The 26,597-nt window shown below is 74.0% G+C and carries 16 protein-coding genes; 8 read left to right on the top strand and 8 right to left on the bottom strand.

The window, feature by feature from the left end:
• Positions 1–6: 6 nt before the first annotated feature.
• Positions 7–1,524 (bottom strand): FAD-binding oxidoreductase, encoded by a 1,518-nt coding sequence (locus ABT123_RS01235; protein WP_351307892.1) that lies wholly within the window; start codon positions 1,522–1,524, stop codon positions 7–9.
• Positions 1,525–1,666: 142 nt separating this feature from the next.
• Positions 1,667–2,632, bottom strand: a complete 966-nt coding sequence (locus ABT123_RS01240) for a twin-arginine translocation signal domain-containing protein (protein WP_351307894.1) — start codon at positions 2,630–2,632, stop codon at positions 1,667–1,669.
• 123 nt (positions 2,633–2,755) lie between these two features.
• Here ABT123_RS01240 and ABT123_RS01245 point away from each other — a divergent pair, with 123 nt between their 5' ends.
• Positions 2,756–3,823 carry an RNA ligase (ATP) gene (locus ABT123_RS01245; protein ID WP_351307897.1) on the top strand — a complete coding sequence of 356 codons (1,068 nt, stop codon included), beginning with the start codon at positions 2,756–2,758 and terminating at the stop codon, positions 3,821–3,823.
• Between the two features lie 12 nt (positions 3,824–3,835).
• Here ABT123_RS01245 and ABT123_RS01250 read toward each other — a convergent pair whose 3' ends face one another.
• The 4 genes from ABT123_RS01250 to ABT123_RS01265 all read right to left on the bottom strand — a co-directional run bounded on the left by ABT123_RS01250 (position 3,836) and on the right by ABT123_RS01265 (position 10,962).
• Positions 3,836–5,128: a radical SAM protein gene (locus tag ABT123_RS01250; RefSeq protein WP_351308197.1), complete on the bottom strand. Its 1,293-nt coding sequence runs from the start codon at positions 5,126–5,128 to the stop codon at positions 3,836–3,838.
• 123 nt (positions 5,129–5,251) lie between these two features.
• Positions 5,252–6,058, bottom strand: a complete 807-nt coding sequence (locus ABT123_RS01255) for a hypothetical protein (protein ID WP_351307899.1) — start codon at positions 6,056–6,058, stop codon at positions 5,252–5,254.
• 195 nt (positions 6,059–6,253) lie between these two features.
• Complete coding sequence (locus tag ABT123_RS01260; RefSeq protein ID WP_351307902.1) at positions 6,254–9,100, bottom strand: poly(A) polymerase; 2,847 nt, start codon at positions 9,098–9,100, stop codon at positions 6,254–6,256.
• On the bottom strand, positions 9,100–10,962 hold the full coding sequence (locus ABT123_RS01265; RefSeq protein ID WP_351307905.1) for an RNA ligase family protein: 1,863 nt from the start codon (positions 10,960–10,962) through the stop codon (positions 9,100–9,102). The genes ABT123_RS01260 and ABT123_RS01265 overlap by 1 nt, the downstream gene beginning before the upstream one ends.
• Positions 10,963–11,117: 155 nt before the next feature.
• Between ABT123_RS01265 and ABT123_RS01270 the strand changes: the two genes are divergently transcribed.
• Together ABT123_RS01270 and ABT123_RS01275 are read left to right on the top strand one after the other, a co-directional pair.
• Positions 11,118–11,978: a hypothetical protein gene (locus ABT123_RS01270; protein WP_351307908.1), complete on the top strand. Its 861-nt coding sequence runs from the start codon at positions 11,118–11,120 to the stop codon at positions 11,976–11,978.
• Positions 11,979–12,017: 39 nt separating this feature from the next.
• A complete protein-coding gene (locus tag ABT123_RS01275) occupies positions 12,018–17,726 on the top strand; it encodes a caspase family protein (RefSeq protein WP_351307911.1) in 5,709 nt (1,902 codons plus the stop codon).
• Here ABT123_RS01275 and ABT123_RS01280 read toward each other — a convergent pair.
• The gene (locus tag ABT123_RS01280; protein ID WP_351307913.1) at positions 17,723–19,630 is read right to left on the bottom strand and encodes a hypothetical protein; all 1,908 of its coding nucleotides are present in this window, start codon (positions 19,628–19,630) and stop codon (positions 17,723–17,725) included. The two genes, ABT123_RS01275 and ABT123_RS01280, sit on opposite strands and share 4 nt — an antisense overlap.
• A 215-nt stretch (positions 19,631–19,845) precedes the next feature.
• On the opposite strand from ABT123_RS01280, the gene ABT123_RS01285 reads away from it, so the two are divergent.
• The 5 genes from ABT123_RS01285 to ABT123_RS01305 are packed head-to-tail and all read left to right on the top strand — an operon-like array spanning position 19,846 to position 25,799.
• Positions 19,846–21,186, top strand: coding sequence for an ABC transporter substrate-binding protein (locus ABT123_RS01285; protein ID WP_351307916.1), 1,341 nt, complete (start codon positions 19,846–19,848; stop codon positions 21,184–21,186).
• Positions 21,183–22,112 carry a carbohydrate ABC transporter permease gene (locus tag ABT123_RS01290; protein ID WP_351307918.1) on the top strand — a complete coding sequence of 310 codons (930 nt, stop codon included), beginning with the start codon at positions 21,183–21,185 and terminating at the stop codon, positions 22,110–22,112. Before ABT123_RS01285 ends, ABT123_RS01290 begins: the two co-directional genes overlap by 4 nt.
• Positions 22,109–22,942 carry a carbohydrate ABC transporter permease gene (locus ABT123_RS01295; protein WP_351307921.1) on the top strand — a complete coding sequence of 278 codons (834 nt, stop codon included), beginning with the start codon at positions 22,109–22,111 and terminating at the stop codon, positions 22,940–22,942. Before ABT123_RS01290 ends, ABT123_RS01295 begins: the two co-directional genes overlap by 4 nt.
• Before the next feature lie 2 nt (positions 22,943–22,944).
• On the top strand, positions 22,945–24,801 hold the full coding sequence (locus tag ABT123_RS01300) for a glycoside hydrolase family 36 protein (RefSeq protein ID WP_351307924.1): 1,857 nt from the start codon (positions 22,945–22,947) through the stop codon (positions 24,799–24,801).
• Positions 24,798–25,799: a LacI family DNA-binding transcriptional regulator gene (locus ABT123_RS01305; RefSeq protein WP_351307927.1), complete on the top strand. Its 1,002-nt coding sequence runs from the start codon at positions 24,798–24,800 to the stop codon at positions 25,797–25,799. Before ABT123_RS01300 ends, ABT123_RS01305 begins: the two co-directional genes overlap by 4 nt.
• Here ABT123_RS01305 and ABT123_RS01310 read toward each other — a convergent pair.
• Complete coding sequence (locus ABT123_RS01310) at positions 25,796–26,590, bottom strand: DeoR/GlpR family DNA-binding transcription regulator (RefSeq protein WP_351307930.1); 795 nt, start codon at positions 26,588–26,590, stop codon at positions 25,796–25,798. The genes ABT123_RS01305 and ABT123_RS01310 overlap by 4 nt on opposite strands.
• Between the last annotated feature and the right edge of the window lie 7 nt (positions 26,591–26,597).

Genomic DNA, 26,597 nt, shown 5'->3' on the forward strand with positions numbered 1-26,597 from the left:
CCCCGGTCAGCCCGGTCGGCTGCTGCCGATCGCCTGGTCGTAGCGGAACAGGCCGGCGGGGTCGTAGCGGCGCTTGACCTCGACGAGGCGGTCGTAGTTGGGGCCGTAGTAGGCCTGCTGCCAGTTCTGCAGGTCGGGGTCGGGGAAGTTCACGTACGCGGCTGAGGTCGCCAGGGAGCGGCGCAGGGTGCGGTACACGGCGCGGGTCTGGGCGAGCAGGTCCCGGACCGTCTCCGGCGGGGTGCCGGGGGACCAGTGGGTGCCGATGTCGATGACGAACGTCGCGTCGCGGTGGGGGTACGCGGTCTCGCCGGGCGAGGGTTCGGCACTCCTGCCGCCCATCGCGAACAAGGTGACGTAGCCGGGGTTGCCGGGGATGCCCGGCTGCCACCGGCGGACCCAGTCGATGATGTGCTCGACCGCCTGCGGGTCCAGCCATTCCGTGGGCACCAGGGACTTGGATGCGCCCGCGCTCGGCTGCCCGGGCGGCTCCAGGAGATAGTCCTGAGCAGCCCAGAACCCGCGCTGCTCGATGAAGGCCTTCGACGGCCCGAGCTCCAGCAGCGGCCGGAGCAGCCGGCGCAGCCGCTCCTCGTCGCCGAGCCGCTGCCCGAGCAGCCACACGACCGGGTCCCCGCCGTCACCGGGATTCCTGAAGCCCACCCGGACGTCGAAGTCGTTGCCCCGGTCGCCGGCCAGGATCTCCTGCACGCGGTCGGCCACGAGCACGCCCGCGCCCAGGTCGAAGGTCAGATCGAAGACGGTGGCGGACAGTTCGCCGACCGGGGTGGCGTCGAAGACGAAACCGGTGTTGATGCCGAAGTTGCCGCCCGCGCCGCCGCGCAGCGCCCAGAACAGGTCCGCGTTCTCGTCCTCGGCGGCCCGCACCAGCGAGCCGTCCGCGAGCACCACCCGGGTCTCCCGCAGCCGGTCGCAGGTCAGACCCCACTTGCGGTCGTTGAACCCGAGACCGCCGCCCAGGGCCAGCCCCGCGATCCCCACGCCCGGACAGCGTCCGCCCGGGAAGTACAGGTTCGCCGAACGCGCCGCGTACACATCGGAGTTGGTGGCGCCGCCGCCGAGGAGCAGCCGGGTTCCCCGGACCGCCACCGCATTCATCCGGCGCAGGGTGATGAGCAGGCCGCGGGTGGTCGAGTAGCCGGCGTAGTTGTGGCCGCCCGAGCGCGGTGAGAACGGCAGGCCGTGCGCCGTCGCCCAGCGGACGGCCGCCCGGACGTCCCGCTCGCTCGCGCAGGCCACGATGCCGGCCGGTACGACGCCCGCGTAGCGCAGGTTGTCGGGTACGGCGAGCTCCCCGAACCCGTCGCTGCCCGGGAGGTAGAGCCCGGCGCCCGGGGAGAGTTCGCCCGCGAGCTGCCGCCAGGCAGCCGGGGCCGGGCTCCCGTCGTCTCGGGCACCGCGGGACCCGGCGGCCACGGCACGGCCGCCCGCCCATGCCGTGCCCGCACCCACTGCGGCTGCCTGCGCACCCCGGCGCAGGATTTCCCGGCGACTGATCCGCATCCGACGGCCTCCTCGTGTGGCACCTGCCGTCATCGTGGCCGTGGCGGAGGCCCGGAGCTGCTCCGCCACGCGTCCACCCGCCGGAACTCACCGGAACTCACCGGAACTCATACGAACCGCCTTTTCGTACAGCGGTACGGCCCTACAGCGGCACGGCCACCACCGTGGACGAGGTCGCCGGGTCGGTCCAGTCGGAGTCGAAGCGGGCGTTCACCACGTACAGCCGCCCGGCGTGCACCGCCGCCGTGGTCGGCTCGTCGAACCGGGGGTCGGTGATCCGCCGGAGGAACCGCGCCCGGCGGCCGTCCGCGCCGATCCGGAACACGTCCACGGCGTACGCCCAGTTGCGTACGACGTACAGGGTCCGGCCGTGGACCACCAGGCCGTCGCCGTTGGTCACCGAGCCACCGCCCTCGAGGACCGTACGGGTGGTTTCGCCGGTCCGCGGGTCCACTCGGAACACGGCCTCCGCCTGCGAGCTCACCACCAGCAGCGCCCGGCCGTCCGGGGTCCGCTCGATGCCGTTCGAGCCCCAGAACTCCCCGCCGGGCGGGGTGGGCACCCACTCCCCGGCCAGCGGCAGGGCGGCCGGCGGGCCGGAGCGCAGCGGCAGCCGGTACAGGACGTCACGGAAGGAGTCGGTGAACCAGGCCGCCCCGCAGCCGATCACCACGTCGTTGACGAAGGAGGTACCCGTTCCCGCCCGGTGGGTGGCCAGGATCCGGCCGCTGCGCGGGTCCACGACCCGGATCTCGCCACTGCTGCCGCCCGCGACCAGCAGCCGGCCGACCGGGTCCACCTTCAGCCCGACCGACATCGGCCCCTGGCCCCGGCTGACCATCCGGCCCCGGCCGGTCGCCAGGTCGAAGCCGTACAGCGAACCGTCCAGCAGCGAGCCGGTGTACGCCGTGCCGCCGGGGCCGACGGCTATGCCCTCGGGCTGGAATCCGGCCGGGATCGCCACGGTCTCCGGCCAGGTCGCCGCGGTCGGTGCCGGTGCCGGTGTCGGCTGCGCTCGGGCGGTGGGAGCCAGCGGCCCCAGCAGGGCGGCACCGCCGGCTGCTGCGGCGGTGCCGAGGAGACGGCGACGGGATAAGGAATGGGCCACGGTGTCCGGTCCTTCCGAGCTGATGGGCTGATGGTCTCTCAGGTCTCTGACCCAGTCACTTCAGCACATAGCAGAGCCGAAAACCGGTCGCCCAACGAAAATCGGCGGACCAAGGTGAGGTCCATGTCGACCTTGAAAGTCACCGCCGAAGTCCTGACCATCCACCCGCATCCCAACGCCGACGCCCTCGAGCTGGCCCAGGTCGGCCTCTACCGGGCCGTGGTCGCCAAGGGCCGCCACCGCACCGGGGACATCGCCCTCTACATACCCGAACAGGCTGTGCTGCCCGATGCGTTGATCGAGGAGCTGGGCCTGACCGGCCGACTGGCCGGCAGCGCCTCCAACCGGGTCAAGGCGGTCCGGCTGCGCGGGGAGCTCTCCCAGGGCCTGGTCTGCCTGCCGTCCGCGCTCGACGGCACCGACCTCAAGACGGCGGCCGAGGACGGCACCGACTTCGCCGAGACGCTCGGCATCACCAAATGGGTGCCGCCGGTCCCGACCACCATGAACGGCGAGGTGGAGTCCGCCCCCGAGCTGCTGCCCTGGGTCGACATCGAGAACCTGCAGCGCTATCCGCACATCTTCGAGCCCGGCGAGCCGGTGGTCCTGACCGAGAAGCTGCACGGTACGGCCTGCCTGCTGACCTACCTCGCCGCGGACGGGCGCGTCCTCGTCTCTTCCAAGGGCTTCGGGGCGAAGAGCCTGGCCCTGAAGGAGGAGGAGCGCAACGTGTACTGGCGGGCCGTCCGGGCCCATGGCGTCCCGGAGGCCGCGGCCAGGCTGGCGGCCCGTCTCGGCGCCACCCGGGTCGGGATCTTCGGCGAGGTCTTCGGAGCCGGCGTCCAGGATCTGACGTACGGATCCGACGCCCGCACCACCGGACCCGGCTATGCCGTCTTCGACGTGTCCGCCGAGATCGACGGCCAGGTCCGCTGGCTGGACCCGGCTGCGCTGCTGGACGGCGAACTGCCCCTGGTGCCCCGGCTGTACGAGGGTCCGTACGAGCTCGACACGGTGCTGGAGCTGGCCACCGGCCGGGAGTCGGTCTCCGGCCGGGACGTGCACCTGCGCGAGGGCGTGGTCATCCGGCCGGCCACCGAGCGGTACAGCCCGGTGACCGGCGGCCGGGCCATCGCCAAGGCGGTCAGCCCGGCCTACCTCACCCGCAAGGGCGGCACGGAGTACGAGTAGCCAATCCTCCGGTCACTCGTCGTTGGCCGGCAGGCTGTCCATGAAGGAGCTCACCGAGAACACGGCCCGGCCCGGACCGGACGGGCCGTATCCGGGCGGGGAGCTCAGACCGAACTCCTCCATCGTCGCCCGGTAGGCCTCCAGCAGACGGATGTGGTACTCCAGCGGGGCGCCCTGCGGGTTGGCCTTGCCCAGCGGGGTGGTGGGCTCCGGGCACCAGGTGGTGAACCGCGGGGTGATCCCGTGCGACATGAAGTAGCGCAGCCCCTCGACCGTGGAGTCGATGGCCTCGTCCACCGTGGTGAAGCCGAACGGCTCGGCCATCTCCACACCCGCGACGAAGTTGGGGATCACATTGCGCGCACCGAACACCTCGGCGGACTCCAGGATCCGCCGGTGCCATTCCTCGCGCCCGATGTACTGCTCCTTGCCCGGGCAGTACAGCTCGAACAGGCGCTTGTCCCACACCTCGTAGTTGGGGTGGTAGATCCGCACCCCGTAGTCGTAGAACCGCTGGACGTCCTCGCGGGGCAGCGCCTGCGCGACCACCTTCCCGGTCCACCGGCCCGGGAACCGCTCCTCGATGGCCTTCGCGTACTGGCCGTAGAAGTCGGCCTCGTCCTTGCCGCCGACCTGGGAGGTGATGGCACCGCCGGTCAGCGTGTACGCCTTGGACGCCTTGGCGGTGTCGTACCGGTCGATGATCTCCAGGGCCTCGAGGATCTCGTCGAGCTGCTTGACCCCGGTGTAGGGGCGGCCGGCCGCCTTGTGCTGGCGCCAGTTGTGGTTGATGTCGCAGTACTGGCACTCCTGCTTGGCGCCGAAGTACTGGCAGACCCGGAACACCGTCAGGTAGATCAGGTAGCCCCACTGGATGGTGGGGGCCACCTCCATCACGGACTTCCCGTTGGACAGCTTGTGACGGTAGTACTCCGGCATCGGCGGCAGCCCGACATCGGCGATCCGTACGCCGTCCAGCCACAGCCCGAGCATGCCGTCCTCGCCGGCCGCCACCCGGTACGGGGAGGCGGGGTTGACCCGCACCGACACCACGGTGCGGCGCAGGTCGTACGGGCCGCCGGTGAGCACGATCTCCTCCGGCGGACGGCGCAGGGCCGCGGCTCCCAGTTCGGGCAGGGTGCGGTGGTCGAAGGAGAAGATGAAGTACGACTTGGGCTTGACGTCGCCCGCTTCGTTGTCGCTGAGCGCGGATTCGTCGAAGGCGATGCCACCGCGGAGCAGGTCCTCCTTGATCACCGCTTCCCGCGGCACCTGTGGGAAGCGCGCCATCAGCGACTCGATCATGTCGGTGCGGCGCTCGGCGGCGGGGGTGTGCGGCGTGGGTGCGATGTCTCCGGTCACCCCTCCAGGAATATCAGCCCGGCCCGGTGCCGTGCGCGCCGGGGGGAGGGGGACTCAGGTGTCGACTCACGTATCCCAGGGCAGCCGGACGGCCTCGATCTCGGTGTCCTCGAGCAGGGCCCGGACCAGCTCGGGCGGGCCGGTGACCTTGGTGCCCCACAGGTCCCAGTCGGTGTAGGTGACCCAGGAGCGGTCGGCGGACCAGAGGTTGGAGGGGCTGGCGACCACCTCGGGGTAGTCGTACAGGGCGAGTGCGTCACCGAGCCGCCCGCCGACCACGCGGTACGCGCGGAGGTCGTCCCAGTCCTGGGTCAGGAACGGGCTGAAGTAGGCGAAGCAGCGGGTGTCCGGGCCGTCCGGGCTGAGGTCGGTGAGGATCCGTATGAGCCGGTTCCAGGTCTCCCGGTCCAGGGAGCCCTCGGTGGGCGGCTCGATGCCGACGGGCCAGCTGCCGTCGGCGAGCGTGGCGTCGGGTGCGCTGCGGTACGAGGGCAGCTTCCCTTCGGCGACGATCGGGTGCCCGGTCCGCTCGGCCAGCTCGGCCCAGCGCAGCCGGCGCCATCCCGGGCCGGGGCGCTCGGCGCGGCCGAGCCCGCCGCCGGTGGCGACGCCCACCGTGGAGCTGCTGAAGTCCACACCGCCCACGCCGCGCGGCACCTCGATGTCCCCGGCGGCGATGTCGGCCCGCAGCAGTTCGTCGTGCGAGACCACGCCGGGCCCGAGCTCGCTCTCGTACATGGCGTTGAGCACCCAGGCGGCGTCGGGCCGCCGGGGGACGGGGAAGCCGAGGATCCCGTCGTCCTCGCAGAGCTCGGCGAGCCAGTCGGCCTCGGCGGAGGCGACGACCGGCCACAGCCGGGTGAAGTCAAGCATGCGTCCATCTTCCCACCAGCCCCATTCACCCCAGCCGCCTTGGCTGCCGCCAGCTGTGCGGACCGGGCGGAGGGCGCGCTCTGCTGCCGGAGACGGCCGGTTGCGGGCGGCAGGGGCGCTGCCCTGCGCCCCGGCTCGGGTGGGTCCGGCCGCGCGTCGGCCCGAGCGGGCGGCCGGCGCCGCCGCGGGGGCCGGTCAGGGGAGGGTTGGGAACGTGCCGCCGTCCGCGCGGGTGACCTCCACTCCGGGGAGGTCGCGGGACCATGTTTCGGCGAGGGCTGTCAGTGCTGCCGCGGGGGGTGGGGTGTGGCCGAGGCCGATGGTGAAGTGGGCCGAGGTGGGGCTGGTGCGGTACGGGCGGGGCCAGGCGTGGGCGTCGGGCGCGCCCGACAGCTCCAGCGCGCCGAGGAGGGCCCGCATCCGGCCCCGTACCCGGCCCAGGGTCTCCTCGAACTCCACCGGCCCGTACGCCCGTACGGTCACCAGCGCCCAGGCCGCGTGCCGCCGGTGCAGCGGCGGGGCCGACAGCAGTGCCTCCGCGGAGCCGCCGCCCTCCAGGGCCTCCCAGGCCTGGTACAGCTCCCGGACCAGCAGGTCCCGGAACCCGGCCGACACCTGCCCGGTGCAACTCCGTACCGGTGCGGAGGGGGTCAGGACCAGCACGGGCTCCTCCGCCGGATCCGCCGGCTCCGCCGGCCCGCGCAGGGCCACCGGCCGGCGCCAGTCCCAGGCCGCCCAGGTCGCGAAGAACTCCCGTAGTAGTCCGTCCGGTTCGGACACAGCGGGCTCCGCCGCCCTGGCCACCACGCGGGCCGCCAGCACCGCCCAGGCGAGCCCGGGCAGGCCGCCGTGCGGGGCCGAGTCCAGGCCGCGGGCCCGGGCCCAGGCCTTCACCTGCCGGGCCAGGGCTTCGAAGGCATCCGTTCGACCGCCGACCGCCGCCCGCACCGCATCCGCGTCGGACACCGCGCTCAGCGCGACCGCCGCGGCCTCGCCCAGCTCCGTCCGCCGGGCCACCGCCTCGGCCGGGGGCAGCGTCCCCGACCCCACCAGCATCAGGTCCACCGCCAGCCCTCCCACCGAGAACCGCAGCCCCGGCACCCGCGCACCCGGCACCCGGCGGAGCCGCTCCGCCTCCGGCAGCCCGGCGGCGACCCTGGCCTCGGCCGCCGCCAGGTCGGCCTCGCCGGGCAGTACCGCGACCAGGTCCAGATCCGCACCGGGCAGCGCGCAGCCCATCCGCCGCGACCCGACCGTCTCCAGCACCGCGTCCCCGCCCAGCGCGGCGGCCACCCGCGCCGCCACCGCCTCGGCGAACCCCGGCCCGCCCGCCTCGGCCGCGCCGGCCTCGGCCGGCTCCGGCACCCAGCGGACCTCGCCGGAGCCCAGCGCCACCGTGGCCCGTACCCGCATCGGCTCCGCACCGCGTCGCGACAGCAGTGCCAGCTCCCCGAGTCGGGTCGCCGGCAGCCCGGCCAGCGCCTCGGAGCACTCGGCGGCGAGCCGCTGCGGGTCCGGCGTACGGCCCAGCGACAGGTGCGGGGTGAACCCCGAGGACCGCCCCCGGCAGCGCGGGAACCGCTCCGCCAGCGCCGCGTACAGCTCCTGCCAGGGCGCCTCCCCGGCCCCGGCCGGGTCCAGCCAGACCGTGGCGTCCTCGCGGTGCCCGAAGCTGTGCACCCCGGCCGGCCGCACCTCGAACGCCGCCCTTCCGGCGGCCACGGCCGCCACCAGCTCCGCGGCCCGCTCGAAATCCGCCTCCGGCACGAAGCCGAACAGCAGGTTCACATGCGGCGGCCACCGGTCGATCTGCGGGTCGTGGGCCCGCCGGATCCGCTGGATCGCGGGCCACAGCTCCTTCGGCGGCAGCCAGGCCAGCGCCGTCCGGGGCGTCGGCGGCACCTCCAGTACGCCGACAGGGTCGGCCGCCGGACCGAAGGACAGGTCCGCCCGTACGCCGTAGTGGTCCGAGATGAACAGCCCGTCCGCCTCCGGTACGTCCCCCAGCAGGCCCGCGCCCGCCACCCGGCCGCCGCCCCGCAGCAGCACCCGGTCCAGCCGCGAGGCCCGCCCGGTCAGCGAGGAGACCGCGGCCAGCGGATTGGCCGCGGGGTCGAAGGTCGGCGTGCGGTCCGCCGGACCGTACGCCTCCGTCCACGCGTCCCGCAGCCCCAGCGCGGCGGCCGGACCCTCCCGGCCGTTCCGCCCGTCGTTGAAGTCGCCCAGCAGTACGAGGTCCCCCTCGATCCCGCCCAACCCCTCGGCCAGCCGGGCCAGTTCGGCCTCCCGCCGTTCCCCGCCGCGCTCCGAATGGTCACTCGTCAGGTGGGTGGCGGCCACCACCAGCGGTCCGCCGGCCGTCTCCACCACCACCGCCGTGACCGCCTTGTGCGGGCCCAGCACATGGACGCCCGCCTCCCGCACCGGCAGCCGGCTGAGCAGCAGCAGCCCGCTGCCGTCCACGTCCCGGCCGCCGGGATCGGTGCCCAGCGTGTATCCGGCGCGCACCCAGTCCGCCGCCAGCAGCATGTCCAGCAGCTCCGGTTCGACCTCCTGCAGGGCGATCACCTCCGCCCCGGCCGCCGCCAGCGCGGCGAGCAGCAGCGGCCGGCGCCGCGCGGTGTCGATCAGCTCGCCGTCGTACCGGTCCCAGAGCGTGTTCCAGGTCAGCAGCCGCAGCCCGGCACCGGCCGCGGGCCGCGACTTAGGCCCGGGGCCCTCCGCCGGACCCCACCGGCTCCCGTCCCAGGCGTACGGCGTCCGCGCCGTGAAGAACGGGGACCGCAGCAGCCGCGGCTCCCGCACCCGCCCGGCCTCCGACATCCCGACCCGGTCCAGCCCGCTGCCCCGGTCCCACACCAGCTCCCCGTCCGCCTCGACGAACAGCACCCGGTGCCACGGAATATCGCCGCCCGGCACGAAGGCGGGCAGCGGAATCCGCTTCGGCGGGGCCCCGCGCTGGAGCAGGCCGAGCACGAACCGGGCCGGGTCCAGGCGCGGATCCCAGCGCACCTGGTGGTAGATCTCCTCACTGGTCCGCATCAGTTCCTCACGCCCCACTCGCCCCGCTGGCCCCACTCGGCCCGCTCATCCCACACGCCGTCCTCGCCGCCCTCGGCCAGGCCGCCGGCCCGGTCCTCGACCACGCCGTCCGGACCGGCGTACCAGGTGCGGTGCGCCCGCCCCGGGTACGGCGGGGCGAACCGGCGCAGCTGCCCGGCCAGCACCGCCGCGGGCACCGGGTGCTGCCGGACGCCGTTGCGCCGGACCAGCTCCGCCTCGTCCACCACCAGCACCAGCTGGGTGACCAGGGCGTTGTGCCGCCCGGCCGCCCCCAGCACCGGCCCGCGCTGCCGATCGGTCAGCGAGGTGGCGTCCCACACCACTGTGCCCCCGCCGGCCAGCGCCTTGTCCAGCCGGTCCAGACCGGCCCGCAGCACCTCCGCGTTGGCCCGCTGGTCCGCCCGGTCGCCGCGCTCGGAGCGCAGCTCGTCCAGCGATACGTACGCGCCCGTGCCCGGCAGGGTGCGCGCCACGGTGCTCTTGCCGCTGCCCGAGGGGCCGACCAGTTGGATCAGCCGGGGGAATGCCCCGTCCCGCCACCGCCAGGTCGCCGCCACCGCCTCCTCGACGGTGGAGATCCGGCCCCGGGCGTACGCCTCCCGGGCCTCCGCCCAGCAGCGGTCGGCGGCCTCGGGGTCCAGCCCGGCGAGGGCCTCGCGCAGTCCGGCCCGCAGCGGCTCCAGCGGCGGTCCGGCCAGCAGCCCGGCGTCCTCGGCGTACAGCTCGGACCACTCCAGGTGACCGCGCGCCTCCGCCGCCTCCGGGCCGGTCCGCCCGGCCAGGGCCGCGGCGGACACCGCGTGCAGCAGGCCGAGGTCGGCGGCGGACGCCAGCCGCAGCAGCCCGGCCCGCCGCCCCTCGTCGGGGTACGGGAGGTGCAGCAGCGGATGGAGGCCGACCAGGTCGGCGATCCGGCGAGCCAGCGGCAGCCCGAGCGGGGCGGCGAGCCGCGCGGCCAGCCCGGGCCGGCGGGCGCCGTGCAGGGCCGCGGCGAGGACGCCGGCCAGCCGGGCGTCCCCGGTCGCCCGGAGCAGCCCGAGCCGGCCGGTGACCTCCTGCACGGCGGCTGCCACGGCCTCCCCGCCGGCCCCGCCGGTCCCACCAACCCCGCCGACCCCACCGGCCCCGCCGTCCGTCGGCCCGGCACCAGCCACGCCCGCCGCCGCCAGCAGTGCCGCCGGGTCGGGGTCCGCCCCCGACCGGACGTCCCACAGCGCGGCGGCCGGGCCCCGCCCGTTCTCCACCACGGCCGCGTGCATCCAGTGCGTGTCGGTCACCACGTGCCCGGCCCGTACCCATTTGGCCACCCGCGCCCCGAACTCGGCCTGCCCGAAGCCCTCGACGGTCCGGACCACGTACCCCTCGCGGCGGGTGGTGTTCAGCCGCAGCCGGCGCAGCGCCCGCTCGTCGAACACGCCCCGCCACAGCACCCGGGGGACCGGCACCCCCAGCCGTCGCAGGAACCGGACGGTGGAATCCCAGTCCAGGCAGCGGCCGGTGTCGTCCCAGACCGAGAACCCGTAGAACCAGCTGTCCAGGTCCTCGTACGCCAGGGAGTGCCGGGCGTACAGGTTCTCCCCGCACACCCGCCAGCCCGGCGGGATCCCGGCCCCGATGCGCCCGTGCAGCCCCTTCACCCAGGCCCGCGACGGATGGTGACCGGAGTCCAGCGAACGGGCGTGCAGCCCGTCCGCGTACAGGGTGGTGTTCTCCCCGTCGAGTTTTTCGGTGACCACGACCTCGCGCCCGGCCAGGCCGGCGAGCCCGGCGCTGCGGACGTCGTCCGAGGAGGCTCCCGGTGACCAGGGCAGATGCGGGGTCCGGGGATAGTGCGTGCGCATGGTGACCTGACCCGACCTGTTCCTGTAAGAGACGCCCCACTGTAGGAACCCGCGGGATGCGCTTCCACCCAATAAGGTCCCTCCGAACGAGGTCCGGGAGCCTCGGTTGTGGTTAAGGTCATTGACGCGCAAGGGACTTGGGCGAGGGGGGTGCGATGGCGCGGGTGGTCTGTGTCCACGGCATCGGTCAGCAGTTCGGCGGCGAAGAGGAACAGCACGGCCGGTGGTGGCCCGCACTCGCCGACGGCCTGCGCCGGGCCGGCCACCAGGACCGGCTGAACCCCGCCGACCTGGTCTGCGTGTTCTACGGCGACCTGTTCCGGCCGCCCGGCCGGGTGCTGTCCGGCCACGAACCGCCCTGGGACGCCGCCGACGTGGAGCCGGAGTTCGAGGCGGAGCTGCTGCGGCTGCTGTGGGCCGAGGCCGCCCGCACCGACCCCGCCGTGGTACCGCCCGACGAACCCACCCTGGCCCGCGCCCCCCGGTCGGTCCAGCGTGCCCTCGATGCGCTCAGCCGGTCCCGGTTCTTCTCCGGGCTCGCGCTGCGCGCCCTGGTCGCCGACCTCAGACAGGTCCGGCGCTATCTCTGCGAGCCCGGGGTCCGCCCGGCCGTCGCCGACCGGGTCGCCGCCCGCATCGGCCCCGACACCCGGCTGCTCATCGGCCACTCGCTGGGCAGCGTGGTCGCGTACGAGACCCTCGCCGCGCACCCCGAATGGCCGGTCCGCGCGCTGCTGACGGTCGGCTCCCCGCTGGGCATCCGGAACCTGGTCTTCGACCGGCTCAGCCTGCCGGACGGCGGCGCGCCGGGCGACTGGCCCGGCTCCGTCGAGCAGTGGACCAACATTGCCGACGAGGGCGATGTGGTCGCCCTGGCCAAGGACCTGCGGCCGTTGTTCGGCGAGCGGGTCCGCAGCCATCTGGTGCACAACGGCGCGCACGCCCACGACATGGCCCGCTACCTCGACTCCGCAGCGGCCGGCGCGGCCGTCGCCGATGGCTGCGGACTCCGCTGACCGCCCGCGCAGCTGCGTGCCTGCTGCCGGGGGAGTGCGGTGAGCGGGGCGGCCTCTGACCGCCCGCGCCGCTTCGTGCTGGCCACGGCGGTCGCCCACATCGCCGGGCATCCCGACCACGACGTGCCGGAACTCGCCGCGGACGTCCGCCGGATGACCGCGCTCTTCGCGGAACTGGGCTACGAGCCGGTCACCCGGCCGGGCGCGGGCACCGGCCCGGGCACCGCCCGGAGCGTCGCTCCGGGCGCCGGCCCGGCGCCCGGCGCCAGCCCGGAGCGCCCGCTTTGGCTCGACCCCACCCGCGAGGAGCTCACCCGTACCCTTCGCACCTTCTGCCGGGACCCCGCCCGCCGCCCCGACGACTATCTCGTCTGCTACGTCGCCGCCCACGGCGCGGTGGCGCCCTCCAGCGGCGTCCACCACCTGATGCTCGCCGACACCGACCCCGACGACCTGCGCGGCACCGCCCTGCCCACCGCCGAACTGGTCTCCCTGATCTGGGAGGACACCCCGCTGGAGCGGGTCCTGCTGCTCCTCGACTGCTGCAACGCCGAGGCCGGTACCGACGACGCCCTGCATGCCGCCCTCCAGGCCCGCCGGTTCCGCACCCCGTCCGGACCGGCCGCCGGGCCCGGGGAACCGCACACCACCGGCCTCGCCCTGATCGCCGCCTCCCGCCGCAAGGACGTCACCCGCCCCGGCGCCCTGCCCGCCGCCTTCGAACGCGCCGTCCGCAGCCGCGCCACCGCAGGCCGCGCGCCCGCCGCCATCAGCCTCGAACACGTGATGGCCGCCGTCAGCACCGACCCGCAGGTCCCCGAGTGGCAGCGGCCCGTCTGGTCGCTCGGCCAGGCCTCCGCCGCCATCCCCGAGTTCCTGCCCAACCCCTGGTACGTCCCGGGCGCCGCCGACCTCAAGGTCGACGAGATCGACCGGCTCGTCGAGCTCCGTGCCCGCGAGCGCACCGCCCGCGGGGAGGAGCTCCTCAGCCACTTCCTGCCCCGGGCGCGCGGCACCGACGTCCCCACCGAGGAGGTCTGGGACTTCACCGGCCGCCACCAGGCCCTGCACGCCACCGCCCGCTGGCTGGACGCCCGCCCCCACCACCGGCTCTGCGTGGTCACCGGAGACCCCGGTTCCGGCAAGTCCTCCCTGCTCGGCATGGTCACCCTGCTCACCGACCCGGTCCGGGCCGCCGCCGTGCCCCGGGACCGGCTGCCCGACGGCGACCTGCCCGTCCCCGGAGCCGTCCACGCGGCCGTGCACGCCGGCCACAAGTCCACCCGGCAGCTGCTCGACGCGATCGCCGCCGCCGCGGACTGCGCCGCCGACACCCTCGGCGCCCTCACCGCCGCCCTGCAGCGCCGCACCGACCCCCTCGTCATCCTCGTCGACTCGGTGGACGAGGCCCTCGACCCGCGCGGCGCCACCGACGAACTGCTCCTCCCGCTCGCCGACCCCGAACTCGGCCTCCCGCTGCGGCTGCTGCTCGGCGCCCGCCGACACGTGGCCCGGCGGCTGCCCGCCTCGGCCCTGCGCATCGACCTCGACGAGGAGGAGTACGCCGACCCGCTCGCGGTCCGCGCGTACGTCCGCGCCCTGCTCACCGGGCCCGGCTCGGTGCTGGCCGCCGCCGACCCGCAGCGGGTGGACGCGGTCGCCGAGGCCATCGCCGAAGCCGCCGGCCGGTCCTTCCTGGTCGCCCGGATCACCGCCCGTACGGTCGCCCGCGAGATCCGCGTCCCCGACCCCTCGGACCAGGCCTGGCGGGACGCCCTGCCCCGGCTGCCCGGCGAGGCCATGGAACGCGATCTCCGCCAGCGGCTCGGCGACCGCGCCGCCACCGCCCGCGACCTGCTGGTACCGCTCGCCTTCGCCCAGGGCGTCGGCCTGCCCTGGGCGGGGATCTGGCCCCAGCTGGCCACCGCCCTGGCCGGCCGCCCGTACGGCGATGCCGACCTGTTCCGACTCCGGGACGAAGCCGGTTCGTACATGGTCGAGAGCGTCGAGGACGGCGGCTCCGTCTACCGCGTCTACCATCGCGCCCTGATCGAGTACCTGCGGGAGGGCCGGGACGAACGCGCCGTCGAGGCGACCGTCACCGCCGTCCTGCGGGCCGCCACCGACCGCCTCCCCGGCGGCTGGCGCTCCGCCCACCCGTACGTACGCCGCTATCTGGCCCTGCACGCGGGCGCGGCCGGCGTCCTCGACGAGCTGGTCCAGGACGCCGAGTACGTCCTGACCTGCGCCCCCGGCCAGCTGATGGCCGCACTGCCCGGCCTGCGCACCCCGGCCGGCCGCCGGGCGGGCGCAGCCGTACGGGAACGGGAGGCCGAACTCCGCAGCCTGGACGGCCGCCCCGCCACCCCGGAGGCCCGCGCCCGGCTCCGCCTGGCCGCCGTCTGCCGGGGCGCCGGGGCCCTCGCCGACTCCTGCGACCCGGCGCCGGGGGAGGACCGGCCGGAGTGGCGGGCCCGCTGGGCGGTGTGGAACCCGCACGGCGGCAAACGGGACTACGCCGGGCTGTCGGACTGGACGGGGCTGGTGGTGCCGCGGGCCGACGGCGGCGCGGACTTCTGCGGGCTGCGGGACACGCGGGCCTTCTTCCGGTGCGACGTGGATTCGGGGGAGCAGGCCGCCGACATCCCGGTCCCGGGGCCGCAATGGCTGCGCAGAGGCCCCTGGACGGCGCTGCCCGGGCAGCACGGCCGGGCAGCGGTGGTGCTCGACGACTTCATCCCGCGGGAACCGGAGGACAACGCCGCGCCCTACGGCCGGCGGACCTCGCCGCTGGAATCCGCCTGGGAGCTGCGGGTCTTCGACGTCCGGACGGGTGACACGACCTCCTGGCGGCTGCCCCTGCCGCCCGACGAGCCCGACTCCTTGCGGCGCAGTCCCCTGGACGTGGCGGTCGTCCTCCGCCGAGGTGCCAGCGGTCGCGCGATCCTGCGGATCTCGTCCACCCAGGTGTTCGTCTACCGTCTCGACGCCGGTCCTGCGCGGCGGCGGCTCACCCGTGCGGTGAACCGGGTCGCGGACGATTACCAGCGGGAGCAGGTCCGGGAACGGTCCCACCAGCGTGCCGCCGAGCTGGTCTACTCGCTGGGCGGCGACTTCGGCCCGGTCACCGCCTGTGCCGTGCCGGACGGTCTGCCGGAGGGCACCTTCCTGCTGGGCCTGGCCGACGGCGATGTGATGCAGATGGGCGACGTCTTCGAGGCCGGCATCGTGGGCGAGACGATCCCCAGCGAGCACCGGGCCGCGGTACTCGCCATGGCGGTGATCCACCCTCATCCGCTGGGGCGGCTGCTGGTGTCGGGCGGGCGGGACGGGCGGGTGCAGATCACCCCGATGAACCCCGCCTCGGAGGAGCCCGCCCGGACCGTACTGAAGTGGCCCTACATCGTCACCTCGGTGGCCGTCCTGCGGTCGGACCGGCAGTGGCTGATCGCCGCCGCCACCGCCGACGGCCTCGTCCACCGCATCGACGTCGAGAGCGGCCGTCCCATCGGACGCCCGCTGCACGTCGGCCGGTGGGGCGGCCGGCTGTCGGCCTTCCGTATCGGTGTGACGGACTGTGTGGCCGTCTGGGGCGGCGGTCGCGGCCTCCAGCTCTACGACCTGGTCTCCGGAGAGCGCATCGGTGGCCAGGAGGACGAGCACGAGGTGTGGTCCCTGGCCCGGGTGGACGGCATCCGGAGCCTCGGCGGCTCGGACGGCATCGTCCGGCTGCTGCCCACCCCGTACGCCGTCGACGCCCAGCAACTCGTCGCGCACGATGTGCCCGTGCTGGCCCTCGGTGAGATCCGGGGACCGGCCGGTGTTCCCTGTCTGGTCAGCGTCGGAGCCGACCTCGGGATCCGCTGCTGGGATCCCCGCCGGCGGGCCGAACTGTGGAGCCGTCCGGCCGAGCCGCTGCCATCGGGCATCAGGGAACGGACGGACTCCCTCGCCCACGCCGTGTGCGGCCGGACCGCGGACGGCCTCGACTATGTGGCCACCACCCGGTACGTGGGCCTCGGCCGGGTCCGGATCCTGCTGCTGGACGCCGGAGTGCCGGTGCGCGAGCAGGAGTTCACCGCGCCGGGCCCGGTCACCGCGCTGTGCGCCGGCCGGGTCCGCGGCCGGGACGTGGTCGTCGCGGGTACCGACGACGGGCGGGTCCTGTGCTGGGACCTGGCGGACGGCGGGCGCCCGTTCGGGCAGAACCCGCCGGCCGCCGACGGCGGCGCGGCCGGTGCCTGGCTCACCGCGCTCGCCCTCGCCCCGGACGGCTCGGGCCGGCTCGCGGGCGGCGCCGAGGACGGCAGTTTGCGGCTGTGGTCCCTGCCCGGCGGGCGGCTGCTCTCCGGCCCGGTGGCCGCGCACCGGCGCCCGGTCGCTGCCCTGTCCTTCGTCACGGCCGCCGGCCCGGGGTTGTGGCTGGCCAGTACGGGGGACGACCACCGGCTGACCGTCCACGAGCCGGACGAGAGCGGGATGCTGCACCCGGTGTGGGAGCGCCGCACCGACCGCCGGATCCGCTCCCTGTGCCCCGAGGACCGCGGCCTCGCCTGCGGTGACACAGGGGGCGGCCTGCACCTGCTCGTCCGGGAGCCGGGCGGCGGCTGGACCCTGACGGACGGCCGGGAACCGGTCCCCTCCGGGCTTGCCGTCGCCACCACCTCCCTCGGCGACCGGCCGGTCTGTGTCTCCCCGGACGGCCGGGACGGGCTGCTGGTGCACGACCTGGCCGACGGTACGACGGTCCGGCGGCTCGCCTCGGCCTGCGGCAGCGGCTATCGCGCGGTGACCGCGGCCCGCCGGCCCGCTCCGGGAGCGCTTGTGGTGGCCCGGAACCACCACGGGCTGGTGGAGTACTGGGACTTCGCCGATCCGGCGGCGCTCGCCCCGGCCGGGACCCCGCTGCGGCTCGCGGTACCGCACGAGAACGGTCCGGGCCGCAAGCGGCTGACCGCACTGCCGGACCCGGCGGGGGAGAGGGAGGACCTGCTCTCCCTCTCGGCCGGCCGCGGCTTCCTCGCCGTCGAGGACCTGGCGCGCGGCCCGCTGCTGCACCAGCTGCTGTGGACCGGCAGGCACCGTGCCCTGCTGCACAACCTGCGCCCGGAACCCGTGCCGGTATACCCGCAATGGTCCCGGTACGACACGGACCACGTCCGGCTTGCCGCACTGCACGATGCCTGGGCCGTGCGCTGCGCCGGCCACACCCTCGGGTTCGCGGAGACGGACGAAGGGATCTGGCTCGCCGACCCGGCCACCGGCCGGTGGGCCCGCGCGCGGCTCGACGGGTCCGGAGTACGGGCGGCCTTCACCGCCGTCCTCGACCGGAGGCCGGGGGTACTGCTGGTGCACGGCGACCGGGCCCGGTTCCATGCGCTGACCGACCTGCTCGCCGCCCTCGCCGACCCCGAACCGCCGCTGGAGGGACTCCGGTTGCTCGGCCGGGAGCGGCTGCTGCGGCGCGGGCGCGGGCGGGTGCTCCGCGCGACCGCGGACCACGCCACCCCGCACCCCGTCCGGCACGCCGCACCCCTCCCCGGCGGCCACGCGTACGTCGCCGCCGGCACCCGTGAGCTCCACATCCGCCCGGTGGCCGGCGGGGAACCCGGCCACCGGGTCGAACTGCCCTCCCCCTGCACCGGCCTGGCAGTCTCCCCGGCCGGCGAGATCGCCGTCGCCACCCGCAACGGCCTGCTGCTCTTCGACCCGCCGGGGAGCCCCAACCGGGACCTCCAGGAGAGCTAACCGACCCGGACGGTGGCCGTCCGGCCCGGGGCGACCGCCGTGGTGGTGTAGGTGTACGTCACTCCGTCCACCACCTTGGTCCGGGCCGGCCGGGGCACCCCGTTGACCGTGATCCGGTTGTGCCGGCCGGGGAAGCGGGCCTCCCAGGAGTACGTGGCACTGCCCGCGGTGTTGGCCAGCGTGGACCGGGTGGCGCCGTCGTGCCGCAGCGAGAAGCCGGAGTCGCCGACCCGCAGGTCGTCGATCTTCAGCCAGTCCATGCCGGACGGCAGCCGGGACTGGGTGGTGAGGGTCCGGGCGGGGGCGTCGGGGGTGACGCCCATCAGGCCGCGGACGGTCTGGCCGAGGAGGGTGAAGGAGACCTCCGGGTAGTCGCCGTTGGTGCCCTGCTTGGCGTTGACGTGCTGGACGTCCTTCCGGTCGTACACCTCCTTCATCCACTTCCAGGCGGTGTCGTTGCGGTTGTTGGTGAAGAAGGTGTCGGGCAGGTAGGTGAGGGCCTCGATGTTGTCGGGGCGGCCGGGGCCCGAGGCCTCGCGGTCGATGTAGTCGAGGTAGGCCTCCCGGCGGGCGCCCGGGTCGATGATCTGCTTCATCGGCATGAACCAGCTGTTCTCCTTGCCCCAGCCGGTCAGCGCCCGCCCGTCGGTGGTGTAGCCGCGTACCATGTCCGCGCCCGAGCCGGAGCCGCTCCACACCGTGTTGTAGTACGTCTTGAGGTCCTTGGCCCGACGCTCGTGGGCGTCGGCCAGCTCGCAGTCCCCCTTCGCCCGGGCCAGCGAGGCCATCGCCAGGTAGGCCTGGTACTGGGAGCCGATCGCGTCGCCCGCCTCGGCCAGCGGCTCGCCGCTCTGCTCGTTGTAGCTGGCGGTGCCCTGGAAGATGCCGCCGCCGGTGCCCTCGGCCACCTTCACGGTGCCGTTGTCCTTGAGGCCGTTGTGGAGGTCGACGAACTCGCCGGTGGTGTGCCGGTAGAAGTCCCACAGCACCGGGTCGTCGAGGTAACTGCGGTCCCCGCTCCAGCGGTAGGCCTCCTCGGCCTTCTGCACCAGCTCGAAGGGGGCGGGCACCTCGCGGACGAAGTTGGTCGGGCTGCGGTAGTCGATGGCGAGGGGGGTGCCGTTGTCGAAGTTCAGTGCCCACACCGGGTAGTACTTGTGCTGCGCGGTGGCGGTTGCCGCGAAGGACCTGAGCATCGCCTTGTTCTCGGCGGAGAGGCCGAGCACGCCCGCGCCGGCCAGCTGGTGGGCCATGTCGCGGGAGTAGTAGCCGCTGCGGTTGGCATAGCCGGCCCAGTAGGAGGGCCCGTACGTGCCGGTTCCGGTGCCGCCGGTGCGGTTCTCGTCCACGTTGAGCGGGCCGGGGGTGCCGGGCAGGTGCACCCAGCTGTTGGCCTTGCGCTTGGACCAGTCGAACATCTCGACGATCTTCGGGTCGGAGGAGCTGACCCTGGGGTCGGCGGGCGCGGCGGGGGAGAGCATCAGGTCGTCGGCGTTGACCCAGCCGTCCCCGGACTCGAAGGCGATCTCCAGCCGGTCGCCGGGCACGAGCGCGATCCGGCTCAGCGTGTAGCGGCGGTAGTTGGAGGCGGCCGGCAGGGTCAGGGCCGCCCGCTCGGTGCCGTTGACGCGGGCGACGTAGCGGCCGTTCGGGCCGCCGGTGGCGATCCAGGCCGACACGTCGTAGCTGCCCCGCTCGGTGGCGGTGAGGGTCTGTGCGACCTTCCGGCCCGCCCCGGCATCGAGGTAGATCAGTCTGCTCCCGCCGTGCGGGTAGTTGGTGGCCACCCCGGTTCCCGGACCGAACTCCCAGCCCTGACCGCCCTGTTCGAAGCCGGGGTCGAGGAAGGTGAGCGGTGCGAGCAGGGCGAGCGCGGACAGCAGCGGCACAGGGGAAAGCGGCATCGGGTTCTCCCGGGTCGGACGGCCGGATCTCGGCGCGCGGCACGCTAGCAACGCTTCAGGAAGGCTTGCAATGGATCCGGCAGAACTTTCTGCCAGGCCGAACTGAAAGATTTCATCGAACTCTTGCAAGTGTGACGGACGGCGTGGTTGAGTTCCGGCCAGTCAGCTACCGCAACGGTGCGAGCAGGGGTGGATCAGCCATGGAACTGGAACGTATGGGACGTCGGAGAGCGCTGAAGACGGTCGGCGCGCTGGCCGCCGGGGCCGGCCTGACCGGGCTCACCGCCTGCTCCGGCAGCGGCGCCGACAGTGCCTCGGGCAGCGCGGGCGACCCGGCCAGCGGTCGTATCTCGGTCTGGTCCTGGCAGGGCCCGGCCGCCGAACTGAAGGCCCTGATACCGGAGTTCAACCAGAAGTTCCCGGACATCCAGGTCACCATCGAGGACATCGGAAACCCCGCCATCTGGGACAAGATCACCACCGCGATGGCCGCCGGCGGCCAAGGCCTCGCCGACGTCCTGCACATCGGCGTCGACTACCTCCCGGGCTACGTCGAGAAGTTCCCCGGCGCCCTCGCCGACCTCGGCCCGCTCGGCGCGACCGCCCACAAGGACGCCTTCGCCCAGGGCCTGTGGCAGACCGTCTCCCCCGACGGCAAGCGGGTCAACGCCCTTCCCTGGGAGGCCAACTCGGCCGGCTTCTACTACCGGGCTGACCTCTTCGAGAAGGCCGGCATCGACGTCGCCGGACTGCAGACCTGGGACGAGACCATCGAGGCCGGCCGGCAGCTCAAGGCCAAGACCGGCGCCTTCCTGCTCGGCATCGACAAGCCCGCCTCCCAGCCCGACGCCGCCAATTTCTTCCAGATGCTGCTCCAGCTCCAGGGCACCTCCTACTTCGACCAGGACGGGGCGATCACCCTCGACACCCCCGAGGCCGTGAAGGCCATGACCCTCATCAAGACCATGAACGACGCCGGCCTGGTCAACGATCTCTCCGGCGGCTGGAACGCCCTGATGAGCGCCCTCAAGAAGGGCACCGCAGCCGTTCACCCCTCGCCCACCTGGTTCGGCGGCGTCGTCGAGGAGCAGGTCCCGGACGAGGCCGGCAAGTGGAAGGTGCGGCTGCCCCCGGCCGTGCGCCGGGGTGGCCCCACCGCGGCCACCGTGAACTCCACCCACCTCGCCGTCGCGGGCAGCAGCAAGCACCAGGCCGCCGCCTGGACCTTCATCGAGTTCGTGCTGACCCGCCCGGCCTCCCAGGTCAAGATCTACCGCAGCAAGGGCATCGCCCCGGCCCTGATGAAGGCCTACGAGGACAACGTGTTCCACGAGCCCTCGCCCTTCTTCAGCGGCCAGAAGAAGGGCGAGATCTTCCTGGAGGCCCTCAAGGCCCCCTCATCCCCCTTCCACTACACCGCCGACTACGCCCGGGCCCTCAAGCTCGTCACCGACGCCCAGTCCAAGGTCCTGCTCAAGGGCGCCGATCCGGCGAAGGTCCTGGCCGACGCGGCCGACCAGCTCGCCGCCCAGACGGGACGCAAGGTCCGGCGATGACCGCCGCCGCCCCCATCCGTACGCGCACCCCCGCCGCTCCCGCTCCGGGGGCGGCGGCCCGCCGCCCCCGGAGCCGCCGCCGGCTCGCCCCGTACCTCTTCGTACTGCCCGCCCTGCTGCTCTTCGCCGCCTTCAAGCTGTACCCGATCGGCTCGTCCTTCGTCCTCAGCCTGCATACGACCGTCGGCGGGAAGGAGACCTTCGCCGGCGCGGACAACTACACCCGGCTGCTCCACGACCCGCTGTTCTGGACCGCCCTGAAGAACACCGCCGTGGTGCTCCTCGTCCAGGTCCCGCTGATGCTGGCACTCGCCACCGGCCTCGCCGTGGCCCTCAACTCCCGGCTGCTGTACGGCCGGAGCGTCTTCCGCCTCGGCTTCTTCCTGCCCATGGTCACCGGCCTGGTCGCCTACGGCATCGCCTTCTCCGTCCTCCTCAACAAGGACTACGGCCTGGTCAACTGGGTGCTCGGGCTGGCCGGCCTGGACGCCGTGCCCTGGCTGACCGACCCGCTGTGGGCGCGGATCTCCCTCGGCCTCGCGCTCACCTGGCACTACACCGGCTACAACGCGGTGATCCTGCTGGCCCGCCTGCAGACCGTGCCCGCCGAGCTGTACGACGCCGCCGCCGTGGACGGGGCGGGCGCCTGGCAGACCTTCCGCCACGTCACCCTGCCCGGACTGCGGCCCGCCCTGCTGCTCACCACGGTCCTGTCCACCATCGGGACCCTCCAGCTCTTCGACGAGCCGTTCGTCCTCACCGGCGGCGGGCCGGACAACGCCACCCTCACCATCGGCGTGTACCTCTACCAGAACGCCTTCAAATACTTCGACTTCGGCTACGCGTCCGCCATCGCCTACGCCCTGGCCGTCCTGATCGGAATCCTCGGACTGATCCAGTTCCGGATCCTGGGGGAGAAGACATGACCACCACCGCTGCCCGCCGCGGTCGCGGCATCCTGCTCACCTCGGGCCTCGCGATCGTGCTCGCCGTCGTCGTCGTGCCCTTCTACTGGCTGGTGGTCGCCGCCACGCACAGCTCCCAGGAGATCTTCTCCAGCCCGCCGCCCCTGATCCCCGGCGGCCACCTGCCCGACAACCTGGCCACGCTCCAGGAAACCGCCGACTTCGGCCGGGTCCTGGTCAACTCCCTGCTGATCGCCGTCCTCTACACGGTGTGCGCGGGCGCCGTCTGCACCCTCGCCGGATACGGCTTCGCCACCTACCGGTTCCGGGGCAGCAACGGGCTGTTCGGGCTGATCATGCTGGGCCTGGTGATCCCCGTCCAGGTCACCCTGGTGCCGCTGTTCCGGATGATGGCCGACCTGCACTGGCTCGACACCTACCAGGCGGTCATCGCCCCCAACCTCGCCCTGCCCTTCGGGATCTTCCTGATGCGCCAGTCCATGTCCGCCCTGCCCCAAGAGCTCCTCGATTCCGGGCGGATGGACGGCTGCGGCGAACTGAAACTGTTCTGGAAGGTCGCCCTGCCGCCGATGAAACCCGCCCTCGCCGCCCTGGCGATCTTCCTCTTCCTCTACCAGTGGAACGACTTCATCTGGCCGCTGATCGTGCTGCGCGACAGCTCCTCGTTCACCGTCCCGGTCGCCCTCGCCTCGCTCCAGGGCCTGGACGACACCGACTACGGAGCAATCCTCGCCGGCACCGCGATCGCCGCGGTCCCGATGGCCCTCGTGTTCCTGGCGCTGCAGCGCCACTTCGTTTCCGGCCTGCTCGCCGGCGCCGTGAAGGAGTGACCGTGCAGACCCCGTACATCCAGCCGACCCCGCCCGTCCCGCCCGTCGTGCCGGGCCTCGCCGACGCGGAGCCGGTGACCACGGCCTGGCTGCCCCCCGTCCCGTACGAGCCGCTGCTCGACCGGGTCGAACTGGCCGTCCTGGCACACACCCCGCGCACCGCCCCGAGCACCACCACCCCGGCCTGGACCCTGACCGAACTCCCCGACGGCCTGCGGATGCTGGAGGTCCGGGCCGACGGCGCCGCCGTGGAGATCCGGCTGTCCGTCCCGCTCGGCGACGCCGCCGGCTACTGGCACCCCCAGGGCGGCTGGCGGCGCACCCTGCTCGCCGACTGGGAGGGCCGGGCCCGGGTCTCGCTGGTCGACGGGCACGCCGCCGGCTGCCTGTACGACCACTCCGGGGCCACCCTGCTGACCTTCGCGGCGGCCGACCCGGTCCCGGAGGCCACCCTCCGGTTCGGTGTCTCCGAGGAGGAGGACACCCATGTCGTCCACCTCCGGCTGCCCGCCTCCGACGCTCCCCACCGGCTGCTGCTCGTCCCCCGCGCCCCCTCGGTGGCCACCGCGCTGCGGGCGCTGCGCAGCTGGTTCGCCCGCGAGATCTCCCCCGCGCCGGTGCCGGAGGCGGCCCGGGCCCCCGTCTACTCCACCTGGTACGCCTTCAACCAGGACGTCAGCGCCGCGGAGGTGGAGACCCAGGCGGCCCTGGCCGCCGGACTCGGCTGCCGGGCGCTGATCCTCGACGACGGCTGGCAGCGGGGCGGCCACGGCCGCGGCTACGCGGGCTGCGGCGACTGGACCCCCGACCCCGCCAAGTTCCCCGATTTCACCGCCCATGTGGCCCGGGTCCGGGCCCAGGGCCTGCACTACCTGGCCTGGGTCGCCCCGCTGCTGATCGGCCCGGCGGCCGACGCCTACGCGCGCTGGGCGGCGTACGCACCGGCTGCCGCCATGGTGCCCGGAGCGTACGTCCTCGACCCGCGCCGGCCCGAGGTCCGCCGGCACGTGGTGGAGCTGTGCACCGGCCTGGTCCGCGAGCACGGACTCGACGGACTGAAGCTCGACTTCCTCGACCATGCGATGGTGTACGCGTCCGAAGCCGAAGGCGGTGAAGGCAGCGAGGGCGCGGGGGACATCGGCCGGGCCATGGTCCTGCTGCTGACCGAACTCCGGGCCGCGCTGGAAGCCGTACGCCCCGGCGTGCTGCTGGAGCTGCGCCAGCCCTACACCGGCCCCGGCATGGCCCCCTTCGGCAATATGCTGCGCTCCTTCGACTGCCCGGCCGACGCCTCCGCCAACCGGGTCCGCATCCTGGACACCGCCCTGCTCGCGGTCGGCGGAGCCGTCCATTCCGACATGCTGCTGTGGTCCGCGGACGCGCCCGTGGAAGCGGTGGCCCGGCAGCTGATCGGCGCCCTGCACGCGGTTCCGCAGATCTCCGTACGGCTGGACCGGATCCCCGAGGCGCACCGCGCCACCGTCGCGTTCTGGCTCCGGCAGTGGCAGCTCCACCACGAGCTGCTGCTCGACGGCGAGGTCGAGCCCGGCCGGCCCGACACCCTGTACCCGCTGGTGCGGGTGACGGCCGGGGACCGCTGTCTGCTGAGCGTCCACGGGGACCTGGTGGTCCCGGTGGAACCGGCCCGCCACCGGACGATCCAGCTGGTCAACGGCTCCGACCGGGACCGGCTGATGCTGGAGGTCCGCGGTGGCGGGGCCCGGGTCGCGGGAGTGATCCACGGACCGGACGGCCGTATCATCGAGGACACGCTGCTGCTCCTGCCGGAGGGGCCCCACTCCCTGACCGTGCCCCGCGGCGGTCTGGCTTCGCTCACGATCACGGAAGGACCGCGATGAAGGTCGGCATCACCGACGTCGCAGCCCGCGCGCAGGTCAGCGAGGCGACCGTCAGCCGGGTCATCAACCGCCGGCAGGGGGTGTCCAAGAAGACCCGGGACGCCGTCGAGCAGGCCATGGCCGAGCTCGGCTACGAGCGCCAGACCCAGGGCCAACTGGTGGCGGTGGTCACCGAGTTCGTGTCCAACCCGTTCTTCGCCGACGTCGCCGAACGCATCGAGTCGGCGCTCGCGCCGCACGGCCTGAAGAGTGTCCTCTGCCCGGCCTTCCCGGGCGGGGTCCAGGAGCGCGAGTTCATCTCCGCGCTGGTCGACAAGGGCATCGCGGCCGTGGTCTTCCTGTCCGCCTCGAACACGGTCGAGGGCTCGGACACCGACACCTACGAACTGCTGCGCCAGCGCCGGGTTCCGTACGTCGGGATCAACGGGGAGTTCGCGGACGGCGTGCCGGTGCCGGTGTTCTCCACCGACGACATGCTGGCCGCCGAGCTGGCGGTAGACCACCTCTACCGGCTGGGCCACCGGCGCATCGGCATGGCCTCCGGCCCGGCCGGCAACCAGCCGGCCGACCGTCGGGTGCGGGGGTTCCTCGACGCCATGGCGAAGCGGGGCCTCGAGGACGCCGAAAGCCGGGTGATCCGGCAGTCGTACACGGTAGAGGGCGGGCAGGCGGCGGTGGCGCCGCTGCTGGCGCTCGGCGCCACCGGGATCGTCGCCGCCAGCGACTACATGGCGCTGGGCGCGATCCGCGGGATCCGCCGCCAGGGCCGTTCGGTCCCGGACGACGTCTCCGTGGTCGGCTACGACGGCTCCGCCATCACGGAGTTCACCGACCCGCCGCTGACCACGGTCCGGCAGCCGGCCGACCGGCTGGCCCTGGAGGTCGGACGCAGCGTGCTGGCGCTGGTCGGCAACCGGGACGTACCCACGGGCGAGCTGCTGTTCGACCCCGAGCTGGTCATCCGCTCCACCACCGGCCCGCCCCCGGACAGGGCCTAAGCGGTTTCGGCCACCAGCAGCTCGCCGACGGCCCCGGCCAGGATCTCGCGGGCCGGCTCCGGCATGCCGGCGTCCGTGACGAAGTGGTCGACCCGGTCCAGCGGGGCGAAGCCGCTCAGCCCGACCACCCCCCATTTGCTGTGATCGGCGACCACGGCGACCCGCCGGGCGGCTGCGACCAGCGCCCGGTTGGTCTGGGCCTCCGCCAGGTTGGGGGTGGTCAGCCCGGCCCGCTCACAGACCCCGTGTGCGCCCAGGACCAGCAGGTCCACATGGAGCGAGGAGATCACCAGGTCGGCGAGCGGGCCGACGAGCGCGGCCGACGGGGTGGGGGAGCCGCCGGTGAGCAGCAGTGTGGGGGCCTGGGCCTCGCCGCGTTCCCGGCCGGCCGCCCGGACCAGCTCCGCCACCGGCAGCGAGTTGGTGACCAGGGTGAGGCGCGGCACCTCCAGCAGCCGGGCGGCGACGGCATGGGCGGTGGTGCCGGCCGAGACCGCGACCACGCTGCCCGGTTCGACCAGCCCGGCGGCCACGCCGGCGATGGCCGCCTTGGCGGCTTCCTCCCGGCCTGACTTGGATTCAAACCCGGGTTCCTCGCCGCGTGCCCCCGAGACGGCGACCGCGCCGCCGTACACCTTCTCCACCACCCCGCGGGCGGCGAGCGCGTCGAGGTCGCGGCGGATCGTCATATCGGACACGCCCAGCCGGTCGACGAGGTCGGCGACCCGGACCGCGCCGTCGCGCCGTACCGCTTCCAGGATGAACGCACGTCTCTGCTGAGCCAGTTGCACCTCGACA

The organism is Streptomyces sp. NPDC002054, from assembly GCF_040296685.1.
Classification (GTDB): Bacteria; Actinomycetota; Actinomycetes; order Streptomycetales; family Streptomycetaceae; genus Streptomyces.